The following is a 20,697-nucleotide window of genomic DNA, read 5'->3' as shown; positions in this document are numbered from 1 at the left end:
GCGTCTCCAACAGGGGTTGGATCAATGTCGCTCTCCGCTTGGCATGGCGGAAGACGCCGCCCGTGCAGGTTATTCCTGCACCAAGCGCCATGTGTTAGCCTCGGGCTCCATGGCCGATCCCGATCTCAACCTCCTCCTCGCGCTCGATGCGCTGCTGTCGGAGGGCAGCGTCGTCAAGGCGGCGCGCCGGCTCGGCCTCAGCGAGTCCGCGATGAGCCGCACCCTGGCGCGCCTGCGCGCGGTCACCGGCGACCCGCTGCTCGTCCGGGCCGGGCGCGGCCTCGTCCCGACGCCGCGGGCCGTCCAGTTGCGGGAGCGGGTGCCCGGCCTCGCCGAGGAGGTCCGCGCGGTGCTGCGTCCGGCGGAGGCCATCGACATCGCCCGGCTGGAGCGCGGCTTCACCCTGCGCGCCAGCGAGAGCTTCATCGAGGTCTACGCGGCCCGGCTGGTCGGCCGCGTCGCCGCCGAAGCGCCCGGCGTCCTTCTGCGCTTCGCGCCGCGAGGCAACCGCGACGCGCAGGCGTTGCGCGACGGGCTGATCGACCTCGACATCGGGGTGCATTCGGAAACCACGCCGGAGCTGAAGGTGCAGAGCCTGCTGCGCGACCGGCTGGTCGCCGCCGTGCGGGAGGATCACCCCCTGGCCCACCTGGAGGCGGTGACGCCGGACCAGTACGCAGCCTGCGGCCATGTGCTGACCTCGCGGCGCGGGCTGGTGCGCGACCGCATGGACGAGGCGCTGGCCGCCCTCGGCCTCGCCCGCAAGGTGGTGGCGGTGGTGCCGAGCTTCCCGGCGGCCCTGGCGATCGTCCGTGCCTCCGACCTGACCGCGCTGGTGTCCGAACGCCAGCTCGCCGCAGGCGTGGCCGGGGTGCGCACCCTGCCGCTTCCCGCCGGTCTGGCCACCGTCTTGGACGAGGTCGTGGTGACGCAGATGTGGCATCCCCGGCAGGACGCCGATCCGGCCCACCGCTGGCTGCGCGGGCGGATTCTCGCCGCCTGCCGCGAGCCGGACTGACCCGCAACGCACCCTCGGCCGAGCGGAAGCGGCGCAACAACCTCCCCCTCCCGGCATTGATAAGGTCGGATCGACTTCGACGGCTGGGACGCAATGACCGGATTCCGACGCGCGCTCGCGGGCCTGCTCCTCGGCGCTCTTCTCGCCTTGCCGGGCGCGCCGCTCCGGGCGGCGCCGGTGCCGAAGGACGTGCTGGTCGTCGGCCAGATCGCCGAACCGGCGTCGCTGGACCCGGCGGTCAGCACCGCCACCAACGACTTCCGCATCCTGGTCAACCTCTATGAAGGGCTGGTCCGCTACCGGCCTGGAACCCTGGACGTCGAGCCCGCTCTGGCTGAGCGCTGGAGCGTCTCCGACGACGGGCTGACCTACCGCTTCACGCTGCGTCCGGGCGTCACCTTCCACGACGGCACGCCCTGCGACGCGCAGGCGGTGAAGTTCAACTTCGACCGCATGCTGGACAGGACGCACCCCGCCGCCGACACCGGCCCCTTCCCGCTGGCCTTCTTCTTCGCGGCCATCGACCGGGTCGAGGCGCCGGACCCGCTCACCGTCCGCATCACGCTGAAGGAGCCCTTCGCGCCCTTCCTCTCGAACCTCGCCTACCCGACCGGCCTGATCGTCTCGCCCACGGCCGTGATGAAGGAGGGCCGGGGGTTCGGCCGGCGGCCGGTCGGCACCGGACCCTTCCGCTTCGTCGAGTGGCAGGGCAGCCGGCGCCTGACCATCGAGCGCAACCCGGACTATTGGGGCACACCCGCCAAACTGCGCGCGGTGATCTTCCGCCCGGTCAGCGACCCCAACACCCGCGCGATGGAGATGCTGGCCGGCGGCCTGGACGTGATGGTGGAGGTGCCGGCGGACGCCCTGTCCCAGTTCCGCGACGGCGACGGCTTCCGGGTGCACGAGCAGGCCGGGCCGCACCTGTGGTTCCTGATCCTGAACACCCGGCACGGGCCGCTGAAGGACCGTCGCGTCCGGCAGGCGGTGAATTACGCCATCGACAAGCGGGCCATCGCCGATAGCATTTTGCAGGGCACGGCGATCCCGGCCCGTGGCCCCACCGCCCCCGCCTTCGACTGGGCCACCGACCCCGCGGCCACGGGCTATCCCTACGACCCGGACAGGGCGCGGGCGCTGCTGAAGGAGGCCAGGGCGGAGGGCGCGCGGCTCACCTTCTATGTGGCGGAGGGCGGGTCCGGGATGCTCGACTCCGTCGCCATGGGAACGGCGATCCAGGCGAACCTCGCCGCCGTGGGGTTGGCCGTCACCATCGAAACCTACGAATGGAACAGCTTCCTGGCGCGGGTGAACGGCGGGCTGGGCGAGGCGGCGGACATGGCCGAAATGGCCTGGATGACCAACGATCCTGACACCCTGCCGTACTTGACCCTGCGCTCCGGCGCCCTGCCGGAAGAGGGCGGGTTCAACTCCGGCTACTACGCGAATCCGGAGCTTGACCGGCTGCTGGAACGGGCGCGGCGCAGCGGCGACCGGGACGAGCGGGGGGCGCTCTACCGGCAGGCCGAGCGCATTATCGTGGAGGATGCGCCCTGGGCCTTCGTGGCGCACTGGAAGCAGAACGCCGTCACCACCGCGGCGGTGCGCGGCTTCGCGCTGGAGCCGTCCTTCTTCCTGTTGCTCGACCGCGTGTCGAAGGATTGAGGGGGCGCCCGTGAGGTCTTACATCCTCGGCCGCCTCGCGGCGCTCGTCCCCGTGCTGTTCGGGCTCAGCGTGATCGTCTTCCTGATCATGGCGCTGATCCCCGGCGACCCGGCGACCGCGATCCTCGGCCCCTACGCGACGCCGGAGAACGTGGCGCGGCTCCGCCAGGACCTCGGCCTCGACCACAGCCTGCCGGTGCGCTACGCGACGTGGCTGGGCAACGTGCTGGCGGGCGACCTCGGGCGTTCCTCCAGCCTCAACCGGCCGGTTCTCGACGAGGTGACGGAGCGCTTCGCCGCCACGCTGGTGCTGGCCGGTGCCGCGCTGGTGCTGGCGTCGGTGCTCGGGCTGCTGGCCGGCATCCTGTCCGCCGTGCGGCAGTTTGGCCTCGCCGACAAGCTGGTGACTCTGGCCGTGCTGGTGGGGATCTCCATGCCGACCTTCTGGCTCGGCCTGCTGCTGATCCTGGTCTTCGCCGTCCGCTGGCAGCTTCTGCCGGTGAGCGGCATGGTCTCCATCTACGGCGGCGGGGACCTGCCGGACCTGCTGTGGCATCTGGCGCTGCCGGCGGCGACGCTGGCCATCGTGGCCGCCGGGGTGATCGCCCGGCTGACGCGGTCGGCCATGCTGGAGGTGCTGCGCCAGGACTTCGTCCGCACCGCCCGGGCCAAGGGGCTGACGGAGCGCCGCGTGGTGTTCGGCCACGCGCTGCGGGCGGCCATGGTGACGGTGATCCCGGTGATCGGCATCCAGGCCGGCTTCGTCCTGGGCGGAGCGGTCTACATCGAGACGGTGTTCCAGTGGCCGGGCATCGGCCGCATGCTGGTCAACGCCATCGCGACGCGCGATGTGCTGCTGGTCCAGGGCGGCGTCCTGGTGGTCGCGGCCAGCTATGTGCTGTTCAATCTGCTGGCCGACATACTGCAACGCCTGCTCGACCCGAGGATCGCGCCGTGAGGGGCGGCTTGGCTCTCTTGCGCCGCGTGATGCGCAACCGGCTGGCGGCGCTGGGGCTCGTGCTGCTGACGCTGATCGTCCTGGCCGCGCTCGCCGCGCACGTCCTGCCGCTGGCCGACCCGGACGCCATCGACCCCGCCCGGCGCCTGCTGCCGCCCTTCAGCGCCGGGGCGTGGCTCGGCACCGACACGCTGGGGCGCGACGTGCTGGCCCGGCTGGTCTGGGGGACGCGGCTGAGCCTGGGGGTCGGCGTCGCGGCCTCCCTCCTCGCGGCGCTGGTCGGGTCGGCCATCGGCCTGGTCGCCGGCTACGCGGGCGGGCGCACCGACGGCGTGCTGATGCGCGGCATCGACGTGCTGATGGCCTTCCCCTATCTGCTGCTGGCGCTCGCCATCGTGGCGGCGCTGGGGCCGGGGCTGCTCAACGCGCTCTACGCCGTGGTGGTCGCCAACATTCCTTTCTTCGCGCGCAACGTCCGCGGCGCCACCGCCGGCCTGCGCCGCCGGGAGTTCGTGGACGCGGCACGCCTGTCCGGCATGGGCGAGGCGCGCATCCTGCTGGGCGAGGTGCTGCCCAACGTCCTGCCGGTCATCATCATCACCGCCTCGACCACCGTGGGCTGGATGATCCTGGAGACCGCCGGCCTGTCCTTCCTGGGGCTGGGGTCGCAGCCGCCGCAGGCGGACCTCGGCTCGATGCTGAGCGAGGGGCGCAAGGCGCTGATCACCGCGCCGCACGTCGCGGCGGTGCCGGGGCTGGTCGTCTTCCTGATCGTGATGAGCATGAACCTGATCGGCGACGGGCTGCGCGACGCGCTCGACCCGCGCCTGCGCTCCGGCATCCCCGGCGCGCCGGGCGCCGCCACGCGGGTGGAGCGGGCTGCCGGGGGCGGCGGGAATTCGGCCCCGGACCCTGGCGCGCTGCTGCAGGTCACTGGCCTGCGCACGGCCTTCGACACGGCGGGCAATCGGGCGGACGGCCCGGTGGACGCGGTGAAGGGCGTCGACCTGCGCGTCGCCCCCGGCGAATGCCTGGGCATCATCGGCGAGTCCGGGTCCGGCAAGTCGGTCACGGCGCTGTCCATCGCGCGCCTCGTCGCCTCGCCGCCGGGCGTGGTGCGCGGCGGATCGGTGCGGTTCGCCGGGGACGATCTGCTGGCCCTGCCGGTCGGGGCGTTGCAACGGCTGCGCGGCGGGCGGATCGCCTACGTCTTCCAGGACCCGCTGACGACTCTCCATCCGCTGATGCCGGTCGGCGCGCAGGTGGCCGAGGCGCTGCGCGCCCATCGCCCGGTGCCGCGGGCCGAGGCCGACCGGCGGGTGGTGGAGCTGTTCGCCGCGGTGAAGCTGCCCGACCCCACCACCCTCGTCCACGCCCACCCGCACGAGCTGTCGGGCGGGCAGCGCCAGCGGGTCGGCATCGCCATGGCGCTGGCCAACGACCCGGAGCTGATCATCGCCGACGAGCCGACCACCGCGCTCGACGTCACCGTCCAGGCCGAGATCCTGGATCTGCTGGACGATCTGCGCCGGCGGCGGGGCCTCGCCGTCGTCTTCATCAGCCACGATTTCGGAGTCATCGCCCGTCTCTGCGACCGGGTGGCCGTGATGTTCCAGGGGGAAATCGTCGAGGAGGGCGACACCCGCAGCGTCCTCACCCGCCCGCGGCACGCCTACACCCGGCGCCTGCTCGCCGCCGTGCCGGTCCTCGGGCGGTCACGGCGCCCGGAGACGCCGCCGCGGGGGGCGTCGTCGGTGGGCTGGGCGGTCGAGGTTCGCGATCTGGTCAAGACATACGCGGCGCGCCGGTCCCTGTTCGGGCGGTCACGCCCGGCGGTCACTGCCTTGAAAGCCGTATCGCTGCGGGTGGCCGCCGGGGAAACGCTGGGGATCGTCGGGGAGTCGGGCAGCGGCAAGTCGACGCTCGCCCGCAGCCTCGTCGGGCTGAGCCGGCCGACCGGCGGGACCGTCCGGCTCGACGGGCGTCCCCTCGCCGAACTGGCCGCCGAAGGGCCGCGGGCGCTGGGCCGGACGGTGCAGTATGTCTTCCAGGACCCGCTGTCCTCGCTCAACCCGCGCAAGACGATCCGGCGGACCCTGACGGCGCCGCTGCGCTTCCTGGCCGGTGTGCCCGCCGCGGAGCGGGAGGGGCGGCTGGCCGGGCTGATGCGGTCGGTCGACCTCGACCCCGCCATCCTGGACCGCTACCCGCACGAGCTGTCGGGCGGGCAGGCGCAGCGCGTCGCCATCGCGCGGGCGCTCGCCGCCGGGGCGAGGATCATCGTGCTCGACGAGGCGGTGTCCGCCCTCGACGTCTCGGTCCGACAGCAGGTGCTGCATCTCCTGGCGGCGCTGAAGGAGCGGCATGGGCTGACGTATTTGTTCATCAGCCACGACCTTGCCGTGGTCGAGGCCATCGCCGACCGGGTCGTGGTGATGGCCGCCGGCGCCATCGTCGAGGAAGGGCCGGGCGACCGCCTGTTCGCCGCGCCGGAGCACCCCTACACGCGGCGGCTGATCGCCGCCGTGCCGACGCTTCCGTCCTGACGCCGTTACCGGGGGTAGCCGGCGAACTTGTTGACGGAGATCGAGGTCGCCGCCACCAGCACATGGCGGGCGAGTTCCTGTTCGGCCGTTTCCGGCGTCCAGCGGGTGGTGGGGACGGAGATGTTCAGGCCGGCGACCGCGTGCCCATGCTCGTCGGTGATGGCGGCGGCGACCGAGATGTCGCCCATCACCGTCTCGTTGGTCACCACGGCGTAGCCTTTTTCGGCCGCCTCCTGCACGCGGGCGCGCAGCCGGCCGGGGTCGTTCACGGTGAAGGGGGTGAGCGGGCGGAGGTCGGTGCGGGCCAGGATCTCCTCCCGCTCCTCCTCCGACAGGCGCGACAGGATGGCGGTTCCCGACGCAGTGAAGTAGGCGGGCAGCCGGCTGCCGACCATGATGTCGATGTTCACCAGATGCCGGCCGGGGAAACGGGCGACGAAGACGATCTCGTGGCCGTCCAGCTCCTGCAGGTTGGCGGTCTCGCCGACGCTCCGGCTGATTTCCAGCAGATAGGGCGACGCCTTCTCGATCAGTTCGTTCGCCCGCAGGTAGTTGTAGGAGAACTGCAGCATCTTCGGGCTGAGCGCGTAGTTGCGCGTGCCGTGGACGCGCCGCAGGTAGCCGAGCGTCTCCAGCGTGTAGACCAGCCGCTGGGCGGCGCTGCGGTCCAGGCCCGCCGCCTTGGCGATCTCGGACAGCGGCATCTGCCGGTGCGGGCCGTCGAAGGCGTGCAGGATCTGGAAGGTCTTCTCGGTCGAGCCGACGAACAGCGAGGATTCGCGCGGGTCGGCCTTCGGCTTCACGGCCGGCGCGGTGCCGGCCTGTTGGCCGTCCTCCTCCGCCATGCCGCCCGTCCTGGTGGTCTTTCCGGCCTTCATCGGTGCTCGTCCTCGCGTCGTCGGCATGGTTCGCCTACGCATAGCATCCGGCGCGCCGGATGCCACGCGCAAGCGTTGCCACCGGTCAGGCCACCGCGGCCGCCGGCAGCCCTTCATAGGTGGTCAGAAGGCGCGCCAGTTCGCCTTTCAGCGCCTCGCGCAGCTCCGGCCGCGGCTCGCGCAGCGGCGGCAGCATGGCCGGGGCGTTCACGCCGATCAGGTCCATCACCGACTTCATCGGGCCGGGGTTGGTCTCGGCGAAGGCGAGGTTCATCATGGGGATGAGGGTGCGGTGCACCTCCAGCGCCTCGGCGGTCTTGCCGGACGAGGCGAGGTCGAAGACCAGGCGCCAGGCGCGCGGCAGGAGGTTGGCCGTGACCACGATGCCGCCCTTGGCCCCCGCGGCCACATGCAGCGGGAACAGCGTGTCCTCGCCGCTCAGCATGGCGAAGGACGGGTCCAGCCCGGCCATCGTGCGCAGGAAATGGTACATGTCGGTGTTGCAGGCCTTCATGCCGACGATCCGCTCGTGGCGCGACAGCTCGTGCAGCACCTCCGGATCGACGGCGATGCGGGTGCGGTAGGGGATCTCGTAGATCAGGATCGGCACCGGCGACTCGTCGGCGTAGCGCAGGAAATAGTCGCGGATGCCGGCCTGGGTCGGGTTGGTGTAGTAGGGCGTCAGGACCAGCAGGCCGTCCACGCCGGCCGCCGCGAAATCGCGGCCCGCGGCCAGGGCGTCGTGGTAGCCGGTGTCGAGGACGCCGGCGATCACCGGCTTCCGGCCGGCCATCGCCTCGACCGTCAAGGCGGCGAAGCGGTTGCGCTCGGCGCGCGCCAGCGCGCCGTACTCGCCGGTGCCGCCCAGCGGAACCACCCCGTCGATCCCCTGGCGGTTCAGCCAGGAGAACAGCGCCTTCGACGCCGCGACGTCGATGGTGCCGTCGGCGGTCACCGGCGTCGGGGTGGCGGGCAGAATGCCGCGGAGTTTGGTGGCATCGAGCATGATGTATCCTTGGAAGTGCGAAGAGATGGACGCGTCGGCGCGGGCGCTGGTCAGGAGGCCAGGCTGCGCCGGCGCAGCCGGTCCGCGGCGTAGATCAGCACCGCGACGAAGACGAGGAGACCGGTGGACACCGCCGCGATGACGGGGGAGACCTGCAGCGTCACCTCGTCCCAGAACTGTTTGGGCAGGGTGGCGCTGAGACCGCCCGACGAGAACAGCGAGATGGTCAGCTCGTCGAAGGAGGTGGCGAAGGCGAACAGGAAGGACGACAGCATGCCGGCGCCCAGGATCGGGAAGGTGACGTGGCGCAGCGCGGCCAGCGGACGGGCGCCCAGGCTCTGCGCCGCGAGGTCGAGCCGGGTGTCGTAGTTGCGCAGCACCGCCGTCATCGTCATCACCACATAGGGGACGGCGACGACCGTGTGGCCGATCACCAGACCCAGGATGGTGCCGACCAGCCCCATCTGGGCGAACAGGTAGAACATGCCGACGGCGATGATCATGCGCGGCACGATCACCGGCGACAGAATGAAGGCCAGCATGGCGCCCTTGCCCCGCATCCGGGTGCGCACCATCAGGAAGGCCGCCGGCACGCCGATCGCCATCGACAGCAGGCCGGTGCCGAAGGCCACCACCAGCGAGCGGGTCAGCGCCTGCATCCACAGCGGGGACTGGAACAGCTGCTCGTACCATTGCAGCGAGAAGCCGGTGGGCGGCCAGGCCAGACCGGCCTCGCCGAAGGACAGCGGGACCATCAGGAAGGCCGGCAGGCTGATCAGCACCAGCATCGCCCACACCAGCGTCCGCAGGCCGGCCGACGGCATCTCGCCGGTGCCGCGCGGGCGGCGGCGCGGGAAGAGGCCGATCAACGCGTCGCTCGCCGCACCCAGCAGCCCGAGCACCCGGCCGCCCAGCCGCCGCATGGCGGTGTCGCGGTTGTGCGCGGCCCCCGCGGTCTCGCCGGTCAGCGTGGCGAAGCCGAAGACGCGGTCGTAGAGGAGGAACACCGCCAGCACCACCATCAGCAGCAGAACCGAGATGGCGCCCGCCAGGCCCCAGTTCAGCGTCTGCTGGATCTGGTCGATGATGAGCTGGGTGATCATCGTCTCACGCCGTCCGCCGAGCAGGGCCGGCACGATGAAGAAGCCGATGGCCGTCACGAAGACCATGATCGCGGCGGCGGCGACGCCGGGCAGCGACAGCGGGAAATAGACGGTCCAGAAGGCGGTGCCGGGACGCGCGCCGAGCGTGCTGGCGGCGCGGGGCAGGGTGCGGTCGATGTTCTCCATCACCGCCAGCATGGTCATCACCGCCAGCGGCAGCATGGCGTGCACCATGCCGACCAGAACCGAGCCGAAGCCGTAGAGCAGGTCGATCGGGCGGTCGATGATGCCCAGCGACATCAGCGTGCCGTTGATGACGCCGTTGCGGCCGAGGATGATGACCCAGGCGAAGGCGCGCACCAGGAAGCTGGTCCAGAAGGCCAGCAGCACCCAGAAGATCAGACGGCTCTTCGCCGGCCCCTTGGTGACGGAGATCAGGTAGGCGATGGGGTAGGCCCCGGCCACCGCGACCAGCGTCGTCGCCAGCGAGATCTTCAGCGTGATCCACAGCACGGTGACGTAGAGGCTGGACGCGAAGAGCTGCTGGTAGGGCGCCAGCGTGAAACCCTGGCCGTTGTATACGCTGAGCGCCAGGAGCTGCCCGACCGGGAAGACCAGGAAGACGGTGAGCAGCAGGACGATGGGGGCGCCCATCAGCACCGGTTTGCGCCAGGCCGGCGGGGCGCCGCGCCGTGGGGCGGCGTGGGGCATGGTCATGATCTGGTCGCTCATGTCAGGCCGCCTTGGCCGTGGTTGCGGGCATGGCCGCCGGGCCGCGGTCCGCGATCACCACGGCGTCGCGGCTGTCCCAGGACAGCGCCAGCACGTCGTCGATGCGGATCGCCTCGGCCTCGTTGCGGGTGGCGAAGGCGGCGACCAGCGGCGGCAGGGCGTCGTCGAGCGGCTGCATGTAGACCTTGGTCAGGCTGCCGGTGACCATCACGTCGGACACCCGGCCCATCACGGCCGGTTCATCCCCCGACGGACGGGCGATGGTCAGGTTCTGCGGCCGCACCATCACCCGCACCGGGGAGCCCGGCGGCAGGTCCTGGCCGTTGGCGAGCGCGCGGCCCGGAAGGCCGGTGCTGCCCAGCCGGATCTCCGCCTCGTCGCCCAGCCGGGTCCCCAGCGAGGCCGGCAGCAGGTTGGATTCGCCGAGGAAGTCGGCGACGAACAGCGTGCGCGGGCGGAAATAAAGGTCGGCCGGCGTGCCGAGCTGCTCGATGCGGCCGGAATTCATCAGGCAGATGCGATCCGACATCGTCATCGCCTCTTCCTGGTCGTGGGTGACGTAGACGACCGTCGTCCCCAGCTCGCGGTGCAGATGCTTGATCTCGAGCTGCATGTGCTCGCGCAGCTTCTTGTCCAGCGCGCCCAGCGGCTCGTCCATCAGGATGATCGACGGCTTGTAGACCATGCAGCGGGCCAGCGCGACGCGCTGCTGCTGGCCGCCCGACAGCTCGCGCGGGTAGCGCCCGGCGATGTGCGGCAGATGGACCATCTCAAGCGCCTCGCGGGCGCGCTTCTTCGCCTCGGCCTCCGGGATCTTCCGCATCTTCAGCGGGAAGGCGATGTTCTCGGCGATCGTCATGTGGGGGAACAGGGCGTAGTTCTGGAACACCACGCCAATGTCGCGCTCGTAGGGCGGGGCGTAGGTCACGTCCTGCGCGCCGATGCGCACGATTCCTTCGTCGGGCGGAACCAGCCCGGCGAGCAGACTGAGCAACGTCGTCTTGCCCGAGCCCGACGGGCCGAGCAGGGTCAGGAATTCACCGTCGGCGACCACGAGATCCGTGGGGGCGAGCGCCACGAAATCGCCGTAGCGCTTGGCGAGGCCCTGGACGGTTAGGCTGGACGACGACATGGCAGGTCTCCTCGCGTCGAGAAAGAAAGGGAGTGGGGAGAAAATGCGGGAGCCCCGCGACCGGCTCCGTCCTGCGGGCGGGTCCGGTCGCGGGTCCTCAGTCGGGACGGAGCGTCCCGTCGCCTCAGCTAAGCAGCCAGGCGTTGTAGCGCTCGAGCGCCTTCTGCTGGTTGTCCAGCCAGAACTGCGCGTTGATCTTGACGCCCTTCTCGATGTTCGCCGGGAAGGTCGGGCAGTTGGGGGCGATCGCCGGATCGATGTGCTTGAAGGCGTCGGGCATGGTGACGCCGGCCGGGAAGTACTTCACCAGCTCGGCCTGACGCTTCGGGTCGCAGGTGAACTTGATGAACTGGCGGCAGGCGTCGGCGTTCGGGGTGCCGGCCAGGATGGCCCAGTTGTCGAGGCCCCAGATGTTCTGGTCCCAGACGATGCCGACCGGAGCGCCGGCGGCGATCGCCGCCTGCGGGCGCGACACCCAGGTCGGGACGAGATCGACCTCGCCGGAGATCAGCATCTGCTCGACCTGCGCGCCGCTGGTCCAGAAGATCGGGATGTCCTTCTTGATGCGGTCCAGTGCCTTGAAGGCACGGTCGAAGTCGCAGGGATAGACCTCGCCGGTGGGCACGCCGTCGGCCATCAGCGCCTGCTCGATGGTGTCGAAGGGGTGCTTGCGCAGCGCGCGGCGGCCGGGGACGCCGGCGACGTCGTAGAAATCCTTCCAGGAGGCCGGTGCCTTGCGGCCCTTGAAGGCGTCGGTGCGGTAGGCCAGCACGGTGGTGTAGACGTTGGTGCCGACGCCGTATTCCGACATGTACTGCTTGGGAATGCCGGCGACCGCCGGATCGTTCTCCAGCCCGTGCTTCTCCAGCATCGGCTTGTCGCCGCTGGTCAGCATGAGGATGGCCGGCTCGCTGATCTTGGCCATGTCCCAGGTGTAGGACTTCGCCTCGACCATCGAGCGGATCTGGGCGGTCGGCTCGGCGTTGGCCTGGACGCCGACGACCTCGATGCCGGTGGCCGCGGTGAAGGGCTTGTAGAAGACCTCGCCGTAGGCCTTGGTGTAGATGCCGCCGTCGTCGCGCACGACGATGCGCTTGTTCTGCGCGCGGGCCGGGCTCCAGATCGCCGGCATGGCGAGCGCCGCGGTGCCGGCGGCGCCGGCTTTCAGCAGGGTGCGGCGGGACCAGCCGGATTGACGTGTGCTCATGTCGGAACTCCTCGAGGATGGGCCGGGACGGCGGAAAGGCTGCGGAGGAAGGAAAGGCGGAAGTCAGCCCGGCGGCAGGAGCCGTCCGGGATTGAAGATGTTCTGCGGGTCGAGCGCCCGCTTGACCGCGCGCATCAGCGTCAGCTCCGCCGACGGCTTGTAGCGGGCCATCTCGGCGAGCTGGACGCGACCGATCCCGTGTTCGGCGCTGAAGGTGCCCTTGAGCCGGGCGGCCTCGTCGTTGACGGCGTGGCGCAGCGCGGCGGCGAGCGCGTCGCGGTCGCCCGCCGCGGCGGCGGCCTCCCAGGCGTCGAAGCTGAAGAAGGGGATGAAATGGACGTTGCCGTCGCCGAGATGGGCGACCACGATCACCGGCAGGTCGGGCACCAGGGCGCGCACCGCCGCGGTCGCCGACGCGATGAAGGCCGGCACCGCCGACAGCGGCACCGCGCAGTCGGTGGTCAGGCCGACGCCGGCCTTCTTGTTGGCCTCCGACACGCTGTGGCGGATCTCCCACATGGCGTGGCGCTGCGCCTCGCTGGCGGCCAGCGCCGCGTCGCTGAGCAGCCCGTCGGCGAAGGCGTCCTCCAGGATCGCCTGAAGCTCGGCGTCGAGCGCCTCGCCGGAGCCGTTGTCCGACAGCTCGATCAGGACGTGCCAGTCGGCCGCGCTGTCGATCGGGCTGCGCCGGCCGGGGACGTTGCCGACCACCAGGTCGAGCTGCAGGCGGTTGATCATCTCGAAGGCGGACAGCCGGGCCGCGCTGCGTTCCTGCACGCGGGTCAGCAGGGTCAGCGCGTCCTCCGGCGAGGCCATGCCGACCCAGGCCACCGCGTGGCGCGTCGGCAGCGGGTGCAGCTTCAGGGTCGCCGCGGTGATGATGCCGAGCGTGCCTTCCGAGCCGATGAACAGGTGCTTCAGGTCGTAGCCGGTGTTGTTCTTGCGCAGGCCGTACAGGCCCGACCAGACGGTGCCGTCGGCCAGCACGACCTCCAGCCCCAGCACGTTCTCGCGCGTGTTGCCGTAGCGCAGGACCGAGGTGCCGCCGGCGTTGGTGGCGATGGTGCCGCCGATCTGGCAGGAGCCCTCGGCGCCCAGGCTGACCGGGTAGAGCCGCCCGGCGGCCACGGCGGCCTCCTGCACGGTGGCGAGGACGCAGCCGGCCTCGACCTCCATCGTGTTGTTCACCGGGTCGATGGCGCGGACCGCGCGCATGCGGGTCAGGCTGAGGATGACCGGGGCGGGGCCGGTCTCCGACGGGACGGCGCCGCCGCACAGGCTGGTGTTGCCGCCCTGCGGCAGGACCGGCACGCCGTGCTTGGCGCAGCAGCGCACCACGTCGGCCACCTGTCCGGCGTTGGCGGGACGCGCGAGGCAGAGCGCCGGGCCGCGGTAGCGCCCGCGCCAATCCTCGGTCACGGCGTCCAGATCGGCGGGGTCGGTCAGGACGGCGTCGGCGCCGATCAGGCTCGTCAGTTCAGCGATCACGTCCACCCGCGATCTCCTTGATCCAGTCAGTAAATGATCGATATACGATTACATCAACTGTAATATGATAGCTTGAGATATGTGCTCCAACAAACCTCTTTTTGCAGAGAGGGCGAATTTTCGGTGCGCGGAAGCGTCGTTACAGGCACCCTCCGACCCTATCGGCGGGATCGGACGCAAGATTTGAAACGCGGGGCGGTTCGCGCCGCCGTCGCTCGACGCCGTTGAACCATCGGCGGAGCGCGGTGTTGTCACTCTCCGCGGGAGGGGGTGTCATGAGCGGAATCGCGGGTTTCACCACGTCGATCCGGGCGGCTGTGATCGGGGCGAGCGGCGGCATCGGCGCCGCCGTGACGCAGCGGCTGCTGGCCGATCCGGGAGTGACGGAGGTGGTGGCCCTGTCGCGCCGCCCCATCGCCCCGGCGGACAAGCTGCGCACCGGCTTTCTCGACCTCGCCGACGAGCCTTCCATCGCCGAGGCGGCGGCGATGGCGGGGACGGTCGACCTCGTCTTCATCGCCAGCGGCCTGCTGCACCAGGACGCGGTGCAACCGGAGAAGAGCTGGCGCAGCCTGGACCCGACCGCCATGGCGCGCCTGTTCCAGGTCAACGCCACCGGCCCGGCGCTGGCCGCCAAGCATTTCCTGCCGCGGCTGCCGCGGCGCGGGCGGGCGGTCTTCGCGGCGCTCTCCGCCAAGGTCGGCAGCATCGCCGACAACCGGCTCGGCGGCTGGTACGGCTACCGGGCGTCCAAGGCGGCGCTCAATCAGATCGTCCGGACCACGGCCATCGAACTGGCGCGCTCACGGCCGGAGGCCGTTTGCGTCGCGCTGCATCCGGGCACCGTCGACACCCCCCTGTCGCACCCTTTCCAGGCCGGGGTGGCTGCGGACCGGCTGTTCAGCGCCGACGTCGCCGCCGCGCATCTGCTCCGTGTCCTCGGCGATCTGACGCCGACGGACAGCGGTGGCCTGTTCGCATGGGACGGTCGGCGGCTGCCCTATTGACCCGTCCTCCGGTACCGTCCGTGCTCCAAAGGACCGCCGGGAGTCTGCGCGAGATCGTGCGGCAAGCGGCCGGCCTTCCGGCCGGGGCATCGGCCATATCCCCCATGCTTGTATGAATTTCGAACGCGTATTGGATGCATTCAAATTGACATTGTCGGTCTAAATGGAGCATAGCATCACGCATTGAATGCAGGCATTGCCTCCTGAAGGAACACGCGATGTCATCCGAACAGGAGTGGCCGCCTCGTCCCCCTCCCGGCACCGGCGTGCGTGGTCGCCCGCTGCGAGGTCGGTGGTCCGGACTGCTCCGACGCCGATCCGGCTGACGGCCCCGCCCGCAGACAACGACACGCGCCCGACCTGACCGCCGTCAGGTTCCCCGACGATGGGCAGCGTCAAAGCTTGGAGATGTTCAAAATGTACGACTGGTTCCCCATGGTCTTCTTTCCGTTCAAGATCATCGTGCTGGGCACGGGCATGTTCTTCGCCATCAAGTGGCATCACGATCAGGCGAAGAAAGAGAAGGCGAAGAAGAACGACGAAGCCAGCGGACTGTAAGCGCCCGCCGAACCTGCTAATTACCCACATCGTCATTCAGGCTGGGCGGGTTGGGCGGCACGCCGGTCTCCGCCACATCAAACAGCGGGCTGTTGACATTGGAAAGAGGTCCGGGAGGTACCGATGACCGATGCTTCAAGGAACTGGATCGACGATGAACTCGCCAGCTGCCATCTGGTCGACCGGCGCCTGGATCGGCGGCTGCACCGGGTGCTGGAGCAATTGGCGAACGCCTTGGGCGAGAGCCTTCCCCTGGCCTGCCAGGACTGGGCCAACACCAAGGCGGCCTACCGGTTCTTCGCCAACGACCGGGTCGGTGAGGGGGACATTCTGGCGGGCCACGTCGAAGCGACGCGCCGCCGCGTTGCCGCCGCGCTCGGCGTCATCCTCGTTGTCCAGGACACGACCGAGTTCTCCTTTGAGCGCGAGCGTCCCGACCAGGTCGGCTGGACCTACAAAGGCAACGGCAACAATCATCGGCAGGGCGGCGTGCGCCCCTACACCGCTTGCGGGCTGCTGATGCACTCCAGCCTGGCGATCACGACGGACGGCCTGCCGCTCGGCCTGGGCGCGGTCAAATTCTGGACCCGCAAGACGTTCAAGGGAACCGGCGCCCTCAAGAGGCACATCAATCCGACGCGGGTCCCGATCGATGGAAAGGAAAGTGTCCGCTGGCTGGACAACATGCGGCGGACCGCAGAGTTGTTCGGGGACCCGGCCCGCTGCGTCTACGTCGGCGACCGCGAGAACGACATCTACGAGTTCTTCTGCCTCGCACGCGATCTCGGGACCCACTTCCTGGTCCGGACGTGTGTCGACCGGCTCGCAGGGGACGGCACCACCACGGTTGCCCGCCTGATGGGCGAGGTGGCCGTGGGGGGCCGCCACCGCATCGCCGTCCGGGATGCCGCCGGGCGGACCGAAACCGCGGAACTCGAGCTCACCTACTCCATCTTGCACGTCCGGCCGCCGATCGGGAAAGAGAGACGATACCCGGCGCTCGACCTGACGATCCTGCACGCCCGGGAGTTGGACCAGCCGGAGAACCGCCCGCGTATCGACTGGAAGCTCGCCACCGACTTGCCGGTCGCCGACACCGCGGCCGCCGTGGAGAAGCTGCGCTGGTACGCCCTGCGCTGGCGCGTGGAGGAATTCCACAAGATTTTGAAATCGGGGTGCAAGGTGGAGGCGGCGCGGCTCCGGACGGCCGAGCGCCTCGTCAAGCTGATCGCGGTGCTGTGCATCGTGGGCTGGCGAATCTTCTGGCTGCGGATGATGAACCGGGTCGTGCCGGACGTTGCGCCCGGCATTGCCCTGACCGGGATTGAAACCGCGGTCCTCGACCGCGTGGTCCCCGACACAAGCCCCAACCCGTCGGGCATCCACGATTTGGCCAGCTACGTCCGGAAGATCGCAAGACTGGGCGGCTGGCTTGCCCGAGCCGGGGACCGACCGCCCGGCGACCAAGTCCTGTGGCGCGGCATGGCGCGTCTGGCCGACATCGTGCTCGGCGCGACCCTCGCTCTCGACGATGTGGGTAATTAGCAGCCGCCGAACACCACGGCCGCCTGACAGGCCCTAATCGCTTTTGTTCAGTGAGGACAGGAACTGCTCCTCCCACTGCCGTCCGGCTTCCAGCTCGCTGAACAGCCACTCGCGGAACAGCCGGATCTTGGGAAGGTTGGCGGTCGATTTCAGGGTCACGAAGCCATGCCCCTGCGCCCGCAGGCCGCGGGTCGGGAAGGGGATGATGAGCCGGCCGGCCAGCAGTTCCTGCCGGGCCAGCAGCAGGCTGTCCAGGCACACGCCCATGCCGTTCGCCGCAGCGTTGATCGCCATGAAGGAGCGGTCGAAGCGCAGGCCGCGCTCCATGTCCAACTCGACCCCGCGGTGCCGGTTCGCCCAGTCGCGCCAGCCGACGATGTTGATTTCCGAATGGATCAGGATGTGGCGGCTGATGTCCGACGGCTTGCGGATCGGGTTCAGCCCGTTCGCCAGCGCCGGGGAGCACATCGGCACGATGACGTCGTCGGGAAACAGCTCCAGCACGCAGCCGGCCGGCGGCGGGCCGGGGTTGTAGCGGATGTCCACGTCGACCGCCCCCGTCGTCAGGTCGATGGGTGAGACCGACGCGCGCAGGCGGATGTCGATGGCGGGGTGGATCTCCTTCACCCGCCCCAGCCGCGGCATCAGCCATTGCGCGGCAAAGCTGGGCATCGAGCGCACGGTCAGGATCGTCGTGCCGCTGCCCGTCGTCGTCACGTTGCGGGTCGCCGTGTCGATGCGGGCGAAGGCGGCGATGATCTCCGCGGCGTAGGCCCGCCCGTCGTCGGTCAGCGCGACCGACCGATGCACGCGGTGGAACAGCCGCAGGCCGAGCTGCTCCTCCAGAATCTTCACCTGATGGCTGATCGCCGAGGGCGTCAGGCCGAGATCCTGCGCCGCCGTTGCGAAGGAACCGAGCCGCGCCGCCGCCTCAAAGGCTTGCAAAGCCTTGATGGAAATCCGTTTCCGCATCGCACCATATTGATGAATTTATTTCAGCATTTGGCAATCTTATTCGTTTGTCGAATTCATCTCAAGACCATAGGATTGTTGCAACGATCGGAGGCCCGGACCATCCGCCCTCCGTACCGAAAAACCACCAAAACCGAGCGAAAACGACGCTCCGCCGCGGCATCCCCAGGGCCGCCACGCCCACGGCCGTCACACCCACGGCCGCCATGGCGGAGCCAGCTTCGAACAAAGGGAGCGAGCATGTTGCTGTCCAACAAGGTGTGCGTGATCACCGGAGCGGCGTCCCAGCGCGGCATCGGCCGAGCCACGGCGCGGCTGTTCGCGCTGCACGGCGGGCGGGCGATCATCCTGGACCTCGACGGCGGTCAGGCCGCCGAAGCCGCCGCCGAGCTGGGCGAGGCGCACCGCGGCATCGCCTGCGACGTGACCGACAAGGCCGCCTGCGTCAGCGCCGCCGCCCGCGTGGTCGAGGAGTTCGGCCGCATCGACGTGCTGGTCAACAACGCCGGCATCACCCAGCCGCTGAAGTTCATGGACATCGAGCCGAAGAACTATGAGGCGGTGACCGACGTCAGCCTGCGCGGCACGCTCTACATGAGCCAGGCGGTCGTCCCGCACATGCGCGCCCAGAAGTCCGGCTCCATCGTCTGCATCTCCTCGGTGTCGGCGCAGCGCGGCGGCGGCATCTTCGGCGGCCCGCACTACAGCGCCGCCAAGGCCGGCGTGCTCGGCCTCGCCAAGGCGATGGCGCGGGAGCTGGGTCCGGACAACGTCCGCGTCAACTCCGTCACCCCCGGCCTGATCCAGACCGACATCACCGGCGGCAAGCTGACGCCCGAGCTGCGGGCGGACATCCTCAAGGGCATCCCGCTGAACCGCCTGGGCGACGCCGAGGACGTGGCGCGCTCCTGCCTCTTCCTGGCGTCGGAGCTGTCGTCCTACGTCACGGGCGCCACGCTCGACGTCAACGGCGGCATGCTCATCCACTGATCCCGAAACGCTGGAGACGACTCCCGTGGACACCTCCCAACTGGGCCACAACGTTCCCCTGACCGAACGCGCCTACCGCATCCGCCGCAACGCCGTGCTGATGGGCGAGGTGCAGGGCCAGGGCTACATCGGGCAGGCTCTCGACATCGCCGACGTGCTGGCCGTGTCCTACTTCCACGCCATGCGCTACCGGCCGGAGGACCCGCACTGGGAAGGCCGAGACCGCTTCCTGCTGTCCAACGGCCATTACGCCATCGCGCTCTACGCCGCCCTGATCGAGGCCGGCATCGTCCCGGCCGAGGAGCTGGAAACCTACGGCAGCGACGACAGCCGCCTGCCGATGTCGGGCATGGCCGCCTACACGCCGGGCATGGAGATGTCGGGCGGCTCGCTCGGCCTCGGCCTCAGCATCGCGGTCGGCATCGCCCTCGGCCTGAAGCGCAAGGCGTCGGACAACCGCGTCTACACGCTCTTCTCCGACGGCGAGCTGGACGAGGGCTCGGTCTGGGAGGCCATCATGTCGGCGGCCCATTACAAGCTCGACAACCTGATCGGCATCGTCGACGTCAACAACCAGCAGGCCGATGGCCCCTCCACCCAGGTGATGGCCTTCGAGCCGCTGGTCGACAAGCTGGAGGCCTTCGGCTGGTTCGTCCAGCGGGTGGACGGCAACGACATGGACGCCGTGGTCGCCGCCTTCGACGCCGCCCGCGACCATCCGGAACCCAAGCCCCGCATGATCGTCTGCGACACCAAAATGGGCAAGGGCGTGCCCTTCCTCGAAGCCCGCGAAAAGAATCACTTCATCCGCGTGGACGCGCACGAGTGGACGCTCGCCCTCGACGCGCTGGACGCCGGGAGGACCGCATGAGCACCGCCACCACCACCCCGGCCGCCGCCAAGCCGCGCCTGAAGACCTCCGCCATGATCGCCTCGATCGCGGGCGAAGGGCAGCGCACCAAGCCCGCCCCCTTCGGCCACGCGCTGGTCGAGCTGGCCAAAGCCCGTCCGGAGATCGTCGGCCTCACCGCCGATCTGGCGAAATACACCGACCTGCACATCTTCGCCCAGGCCAACCCGGACCGCTTCTATCAGATGGGCATGGCCGAGCAGCTGCTGATGGGCGCCGCCTCCGGTCTGGCGCACGAGGGCTTCATGCCCTTCGTCACCACCTACGCGGTCTTCGCCTCGCGCCGGGCCTACGACTTCGTGCACCAGACGATCGCGGAGGAGAACCGCAACGTCAAGATCGCCTGCGCCCTGCCGGGCCTGACCTCGGGCTACGGCCCCAGCCATCAGGCGGCGGAGGATCTGGCCCTGATGCGCGCCATGCCGAACATGGTGGTCATCGACCCCTGCGACGCCCATGAGATCGAGCAGGCGGTGCCCGCCATGGCCGCCCACCAGGGGCCGGTCTACATGCGCCTGCTGCGCGGCAACGTCCCGCTGGTGCTCGACGAGTACGACTATAAATTCGAACTCGGCAAGGCGAAGCTTCTGCGCGACGGCGCCGACGTGCTGGTCATCTCCTCCGGCATCATGACGATGCGGGCGCTGGAGGTGGCGAAGGCCCTGGAGGCCGACAAGGTCGACGTCGCCGTGCTGCACGTCCCGACCATCAAGCCGCTCGACACCGAGACCATCCTGGCCGAGGCCGGGCGCAGCGGGCGGATGGTCGTCGTCGCCGAGAACCACACGGTCATCGGCGGTCTGGGCGAGGCGGTGGCCGGCACGCTGCTGCGCGCCGGGGTCGTTCCCAGCGCCTTCCGCCAGATCGGCCTGCCCGACGAATTCCTGAAGGCCGGCGCCCTGCCGACCCTGCACGACCTCTACGGCATTTCCACCGACGCCATGGTAACCAGCATCAAGGGGTGGCTGTAAGCCGCCCCCAA

17 protein-coding genes are annotated in these 20,697 nt (G+C 69.9%); 10 read left to right on the top strand and 7 right to left on the bottom strand.

Annotated elements, in window-relative coordinates:
* Positions 1-109 precede the first annotated feature (109 nt).
* The 4 genes from FBZ83_RS25295 to FBZ83_RS25280 all read left to right on the top strand — a co-directional run bounded on the left by FBZ83_RS25295 (position 110) and on the right by FBZ83_RS25280 (position 6,187).
* A complete protein-coding gene (locus FBZ83_RS25295; protein WP_145689459.1) occupies positions 110-1,018 on the top strand; it encodes a LysR family transcriptional regulator in 909 nt (302 codons plus the stop codon).
* Between the two features lie 93 nt (positions 1,019-1,111).
* Positions 1,112-2,683: an ABC transporter substrate-binding protein gene (locus FBZ83_RS25290; RefSeq protein WP_145689458.1), complete on the top strand. Its 1,572-nt coding sequence runs from the start codon at positions 1,112-1,114 to the stop codon at positions 2,681-2,683.
* Between the two features lie 10 nt (positions 2,684-2,693).
* On the top strand, positions 2,694-3,641 hold the full coding sequence (locus FBZ83_RS25285) for an ABC transporter permease (protein WP_145689457.1): 948 nt from the start codon (positions 2,694-2,696) through the stop codon (positions 3,639-3,641).
* An 8-nt stretch (positions 3,642-3,649) separates the two neighbouring features.
* Positions 3,650-6,187 carry an ABC transporter ATP-binding protein/permease gene (locus tag FBZ83_RS25280; RefSeq protein WP_145689456.1) on the top strand — a complete coding sequence of 846 codons (2,538 nt, stop codon included), beginning with the start codon at positions 3,650-3,652 and terminating at the stop codon, positions 6,185-6,187.
* Positions 6,188-6,192: 5 nt separating this feature from the next.
* Here FBZ83_RS25280 and FBZ83_RS25275 read toward each other — a convergent pair whose 3' ends face one another.
* The 6 genes from FBZ83_RS25275 to FBZ83_RS25250 form a co-directional block, all read right to left on the bottom strand.
* Positions 6,193-7,065, bottom strand: a complete 873-nt coding sequence (locus FBZ83_RS25275) for an IclR family transcriptional regulator (protein WP_186466187.1) — start codon at positions 7,063-7,065, stop codon at positions 6,193-6,195.
* An 85-nt stretch (positions 7,066-7,150) separates the two neighbouring features.
* Positions 7,151-8,071 carry a 4-hydroxy-tetrahydrodipicolinate synthase gene (gene dapA / locus FBZ83_RS25270; protein WP_145689455.1) on the bottom strand — a complete coding sequence of 307 codons (921 nt, stop codon included), beginning with the start codon at positions 8,069-8,071 and terminating at the stop codon, positions 7,151-7,153.
* Positions 8,072-8,121: 50 nt separating this feature from the next.
* Positions 8,122-9,906 (bottom strand): ABC transporter permease subunit, encoded by a 1,785-nt coding sequence (locus tag FBZ83_RS25265; RefSeq protein WP_145689454.1) that lies wholly within the window; start codon positions 9,904-9,906, stop codon positions 8,122-8,124.
* A 1-nt stretch (position 9,907) separates the two neighbouring features.
* Complete coding sequence (locus FBZ83_RS25260) at positions 9,908-11,038, bottom strand: ABC transporter ATP-binding protein (protein WP_145689453.1); 1,131 nt, start codon at positions 11,036-11,038, stop codon at positions 9,908-9,910.
* A gap of 124 nt (positions 11,039-11,162) precedes the next feature.
* The gene (locus tag FBZ83_RS25255; RefSeq protein ID WP_145689452.1) at positions 11,163-12,245 is read right to left on the bottom strand and encodes an ABC transporter substrate-binding protein; all 1,083 of its coding nucleotides are present in this window, start codon (positions 12,243-12,245) and stop codon (positions 11,163-11,165) included.
* A 63-nt stretch (positions 12,246-12,308) separates the two neighbouring features.
* Complete coding sequence (locus FBZ83_RS25250) at positions 12,309-13,739, bottom strand: FAD-binding oxidoreductase (RefSeq protein ID WP_145689451.1); 1,431 nt, start codon at positions 13,737-13,739, stop codon at positions 12,309-12,311.
* 269 nt (positions 13,740-14,008) lie between these two features.
* Here FBZ83_RS25250 and FBZ83_RS25245 point away from each other — a divergent pair, with 269 nt between their 5' ends.
* The 3 genes from FBZ83_RS25245 (at position 14,009) to FBZ83_RS25235 (ending at position 16,843) form a co-directional block, all read left to right on the top strand.
* On the top strand, positions 14,009-14,740 hold the full coding sequence (locus FBZ83_RS25245) for an SDR family NAD(P)-dependent oxidoreductase (RefSeq protein WP_145689450.1): 732 nt from the start codon (positions 14,009-14,011) through the stop codon (positions 14,738-14,740).
* A 270-nt stretch (positions 14,741-15,010) separates the two neighbouring features.
* Positions 15,011-15,298, top strand: coding sequence for a hypothetical protein (locus FBZ83_RS25240; protein WP_145689449.1), 288 nt, complete (start codon positions 15,011-15,013; stop codon positions 15,296-15,298).
* Positions 15,299-15,421: 123 nt separating this feature from the next.
* Positions 15,422-16,843 (top strand): IS4 family transposase, encoded by a 1,422-nt coding sequence (locus FBZ83_RS25235; protein ID WP_145689448.1) that lies wholly within the window; start codon positions 15,422-15,424, stop codon positions 16,841-16,843.
* A gap of 33 nt (positions 16,844-16,876) precedes the next feature.
* Here FBZ83_RS25235 and FBZ83_RS25230 read toward each other — a convergent pair whose 3' ends face one another.
* Positions 16,877-17,815 (bottom strand): LysR substrate-binding domain-containing protein, encoded by a 939-nt coding sequence (locus FBZ83_RS25230; protein ID WP_145689447.1) that lies wholly within the window; start codon positions 17,813-17,815, stop codon positions 16,877-16,879.
* A 240-nt stretch (positions 17,816-18,055) separates the two neighbouring features.
* On the opposite strand from FBZ83_RS25230, the gene FBZ83_RS25225 reads away from it, so the two are divergent.
* Genes FBZ83_RS25225 through FBZ83_RS25215 form a run of 3 tightly spaced genes read left to right on the top strand, consistent with a single transcriptional unit; the run spans position 18,056 to position 20,686 of the window.
* On the top strand, positions 18,056-18,805 hold the full coding sequence (locus FBZ83_RS25225; protein WP_145689446.1) for an SDR family NAD(P)-dependent oxidoreductase: 750 nt from the start codon (positions 18,056-18,058) through the stop codon (positions 18,803-18,805).
* A 25-nt stretch (positions 18,806-18,830) separates the two neighbouring features.
* Entirely contained in the window at positions 18,831-19,676 is an 846-nt protein-coding gene (locus tag FBZ83_RS25220; RefSeq protein ID WP_186466186.1) for a transketolase, read from the top strand.
* On the top strand, positions 19,673-20,686 hold the full coding sequence (locus FBZ83_RS25215; protein WP_145689444.1) for a transketolase family protein: 1,014 nt from the start codon (positions 19,673-19,675) through the stop codon (positions 20,684-20,686). The genes FBZ83_RS25220 and FBZ83_RS25215 overlap by 4 nt, the downstream gene beginning before the upstream one ends.
* Positions 20,687-20,697: the final 11 nt, after the last annotated feature.

Source organism: Azospirillum brasilense, assembly GCF_007827815.1.
Classification (GTDB): domain Bacteria; phylum Pseudomonadota; class Alphaproteobacteria; order Azospirillales; family Azospirillaceae; genus Azospirillum; species Azospirillum brasilense_C.
This window is presented reverse-complemented; position numbering and strand designations above follow the sequence as displayed.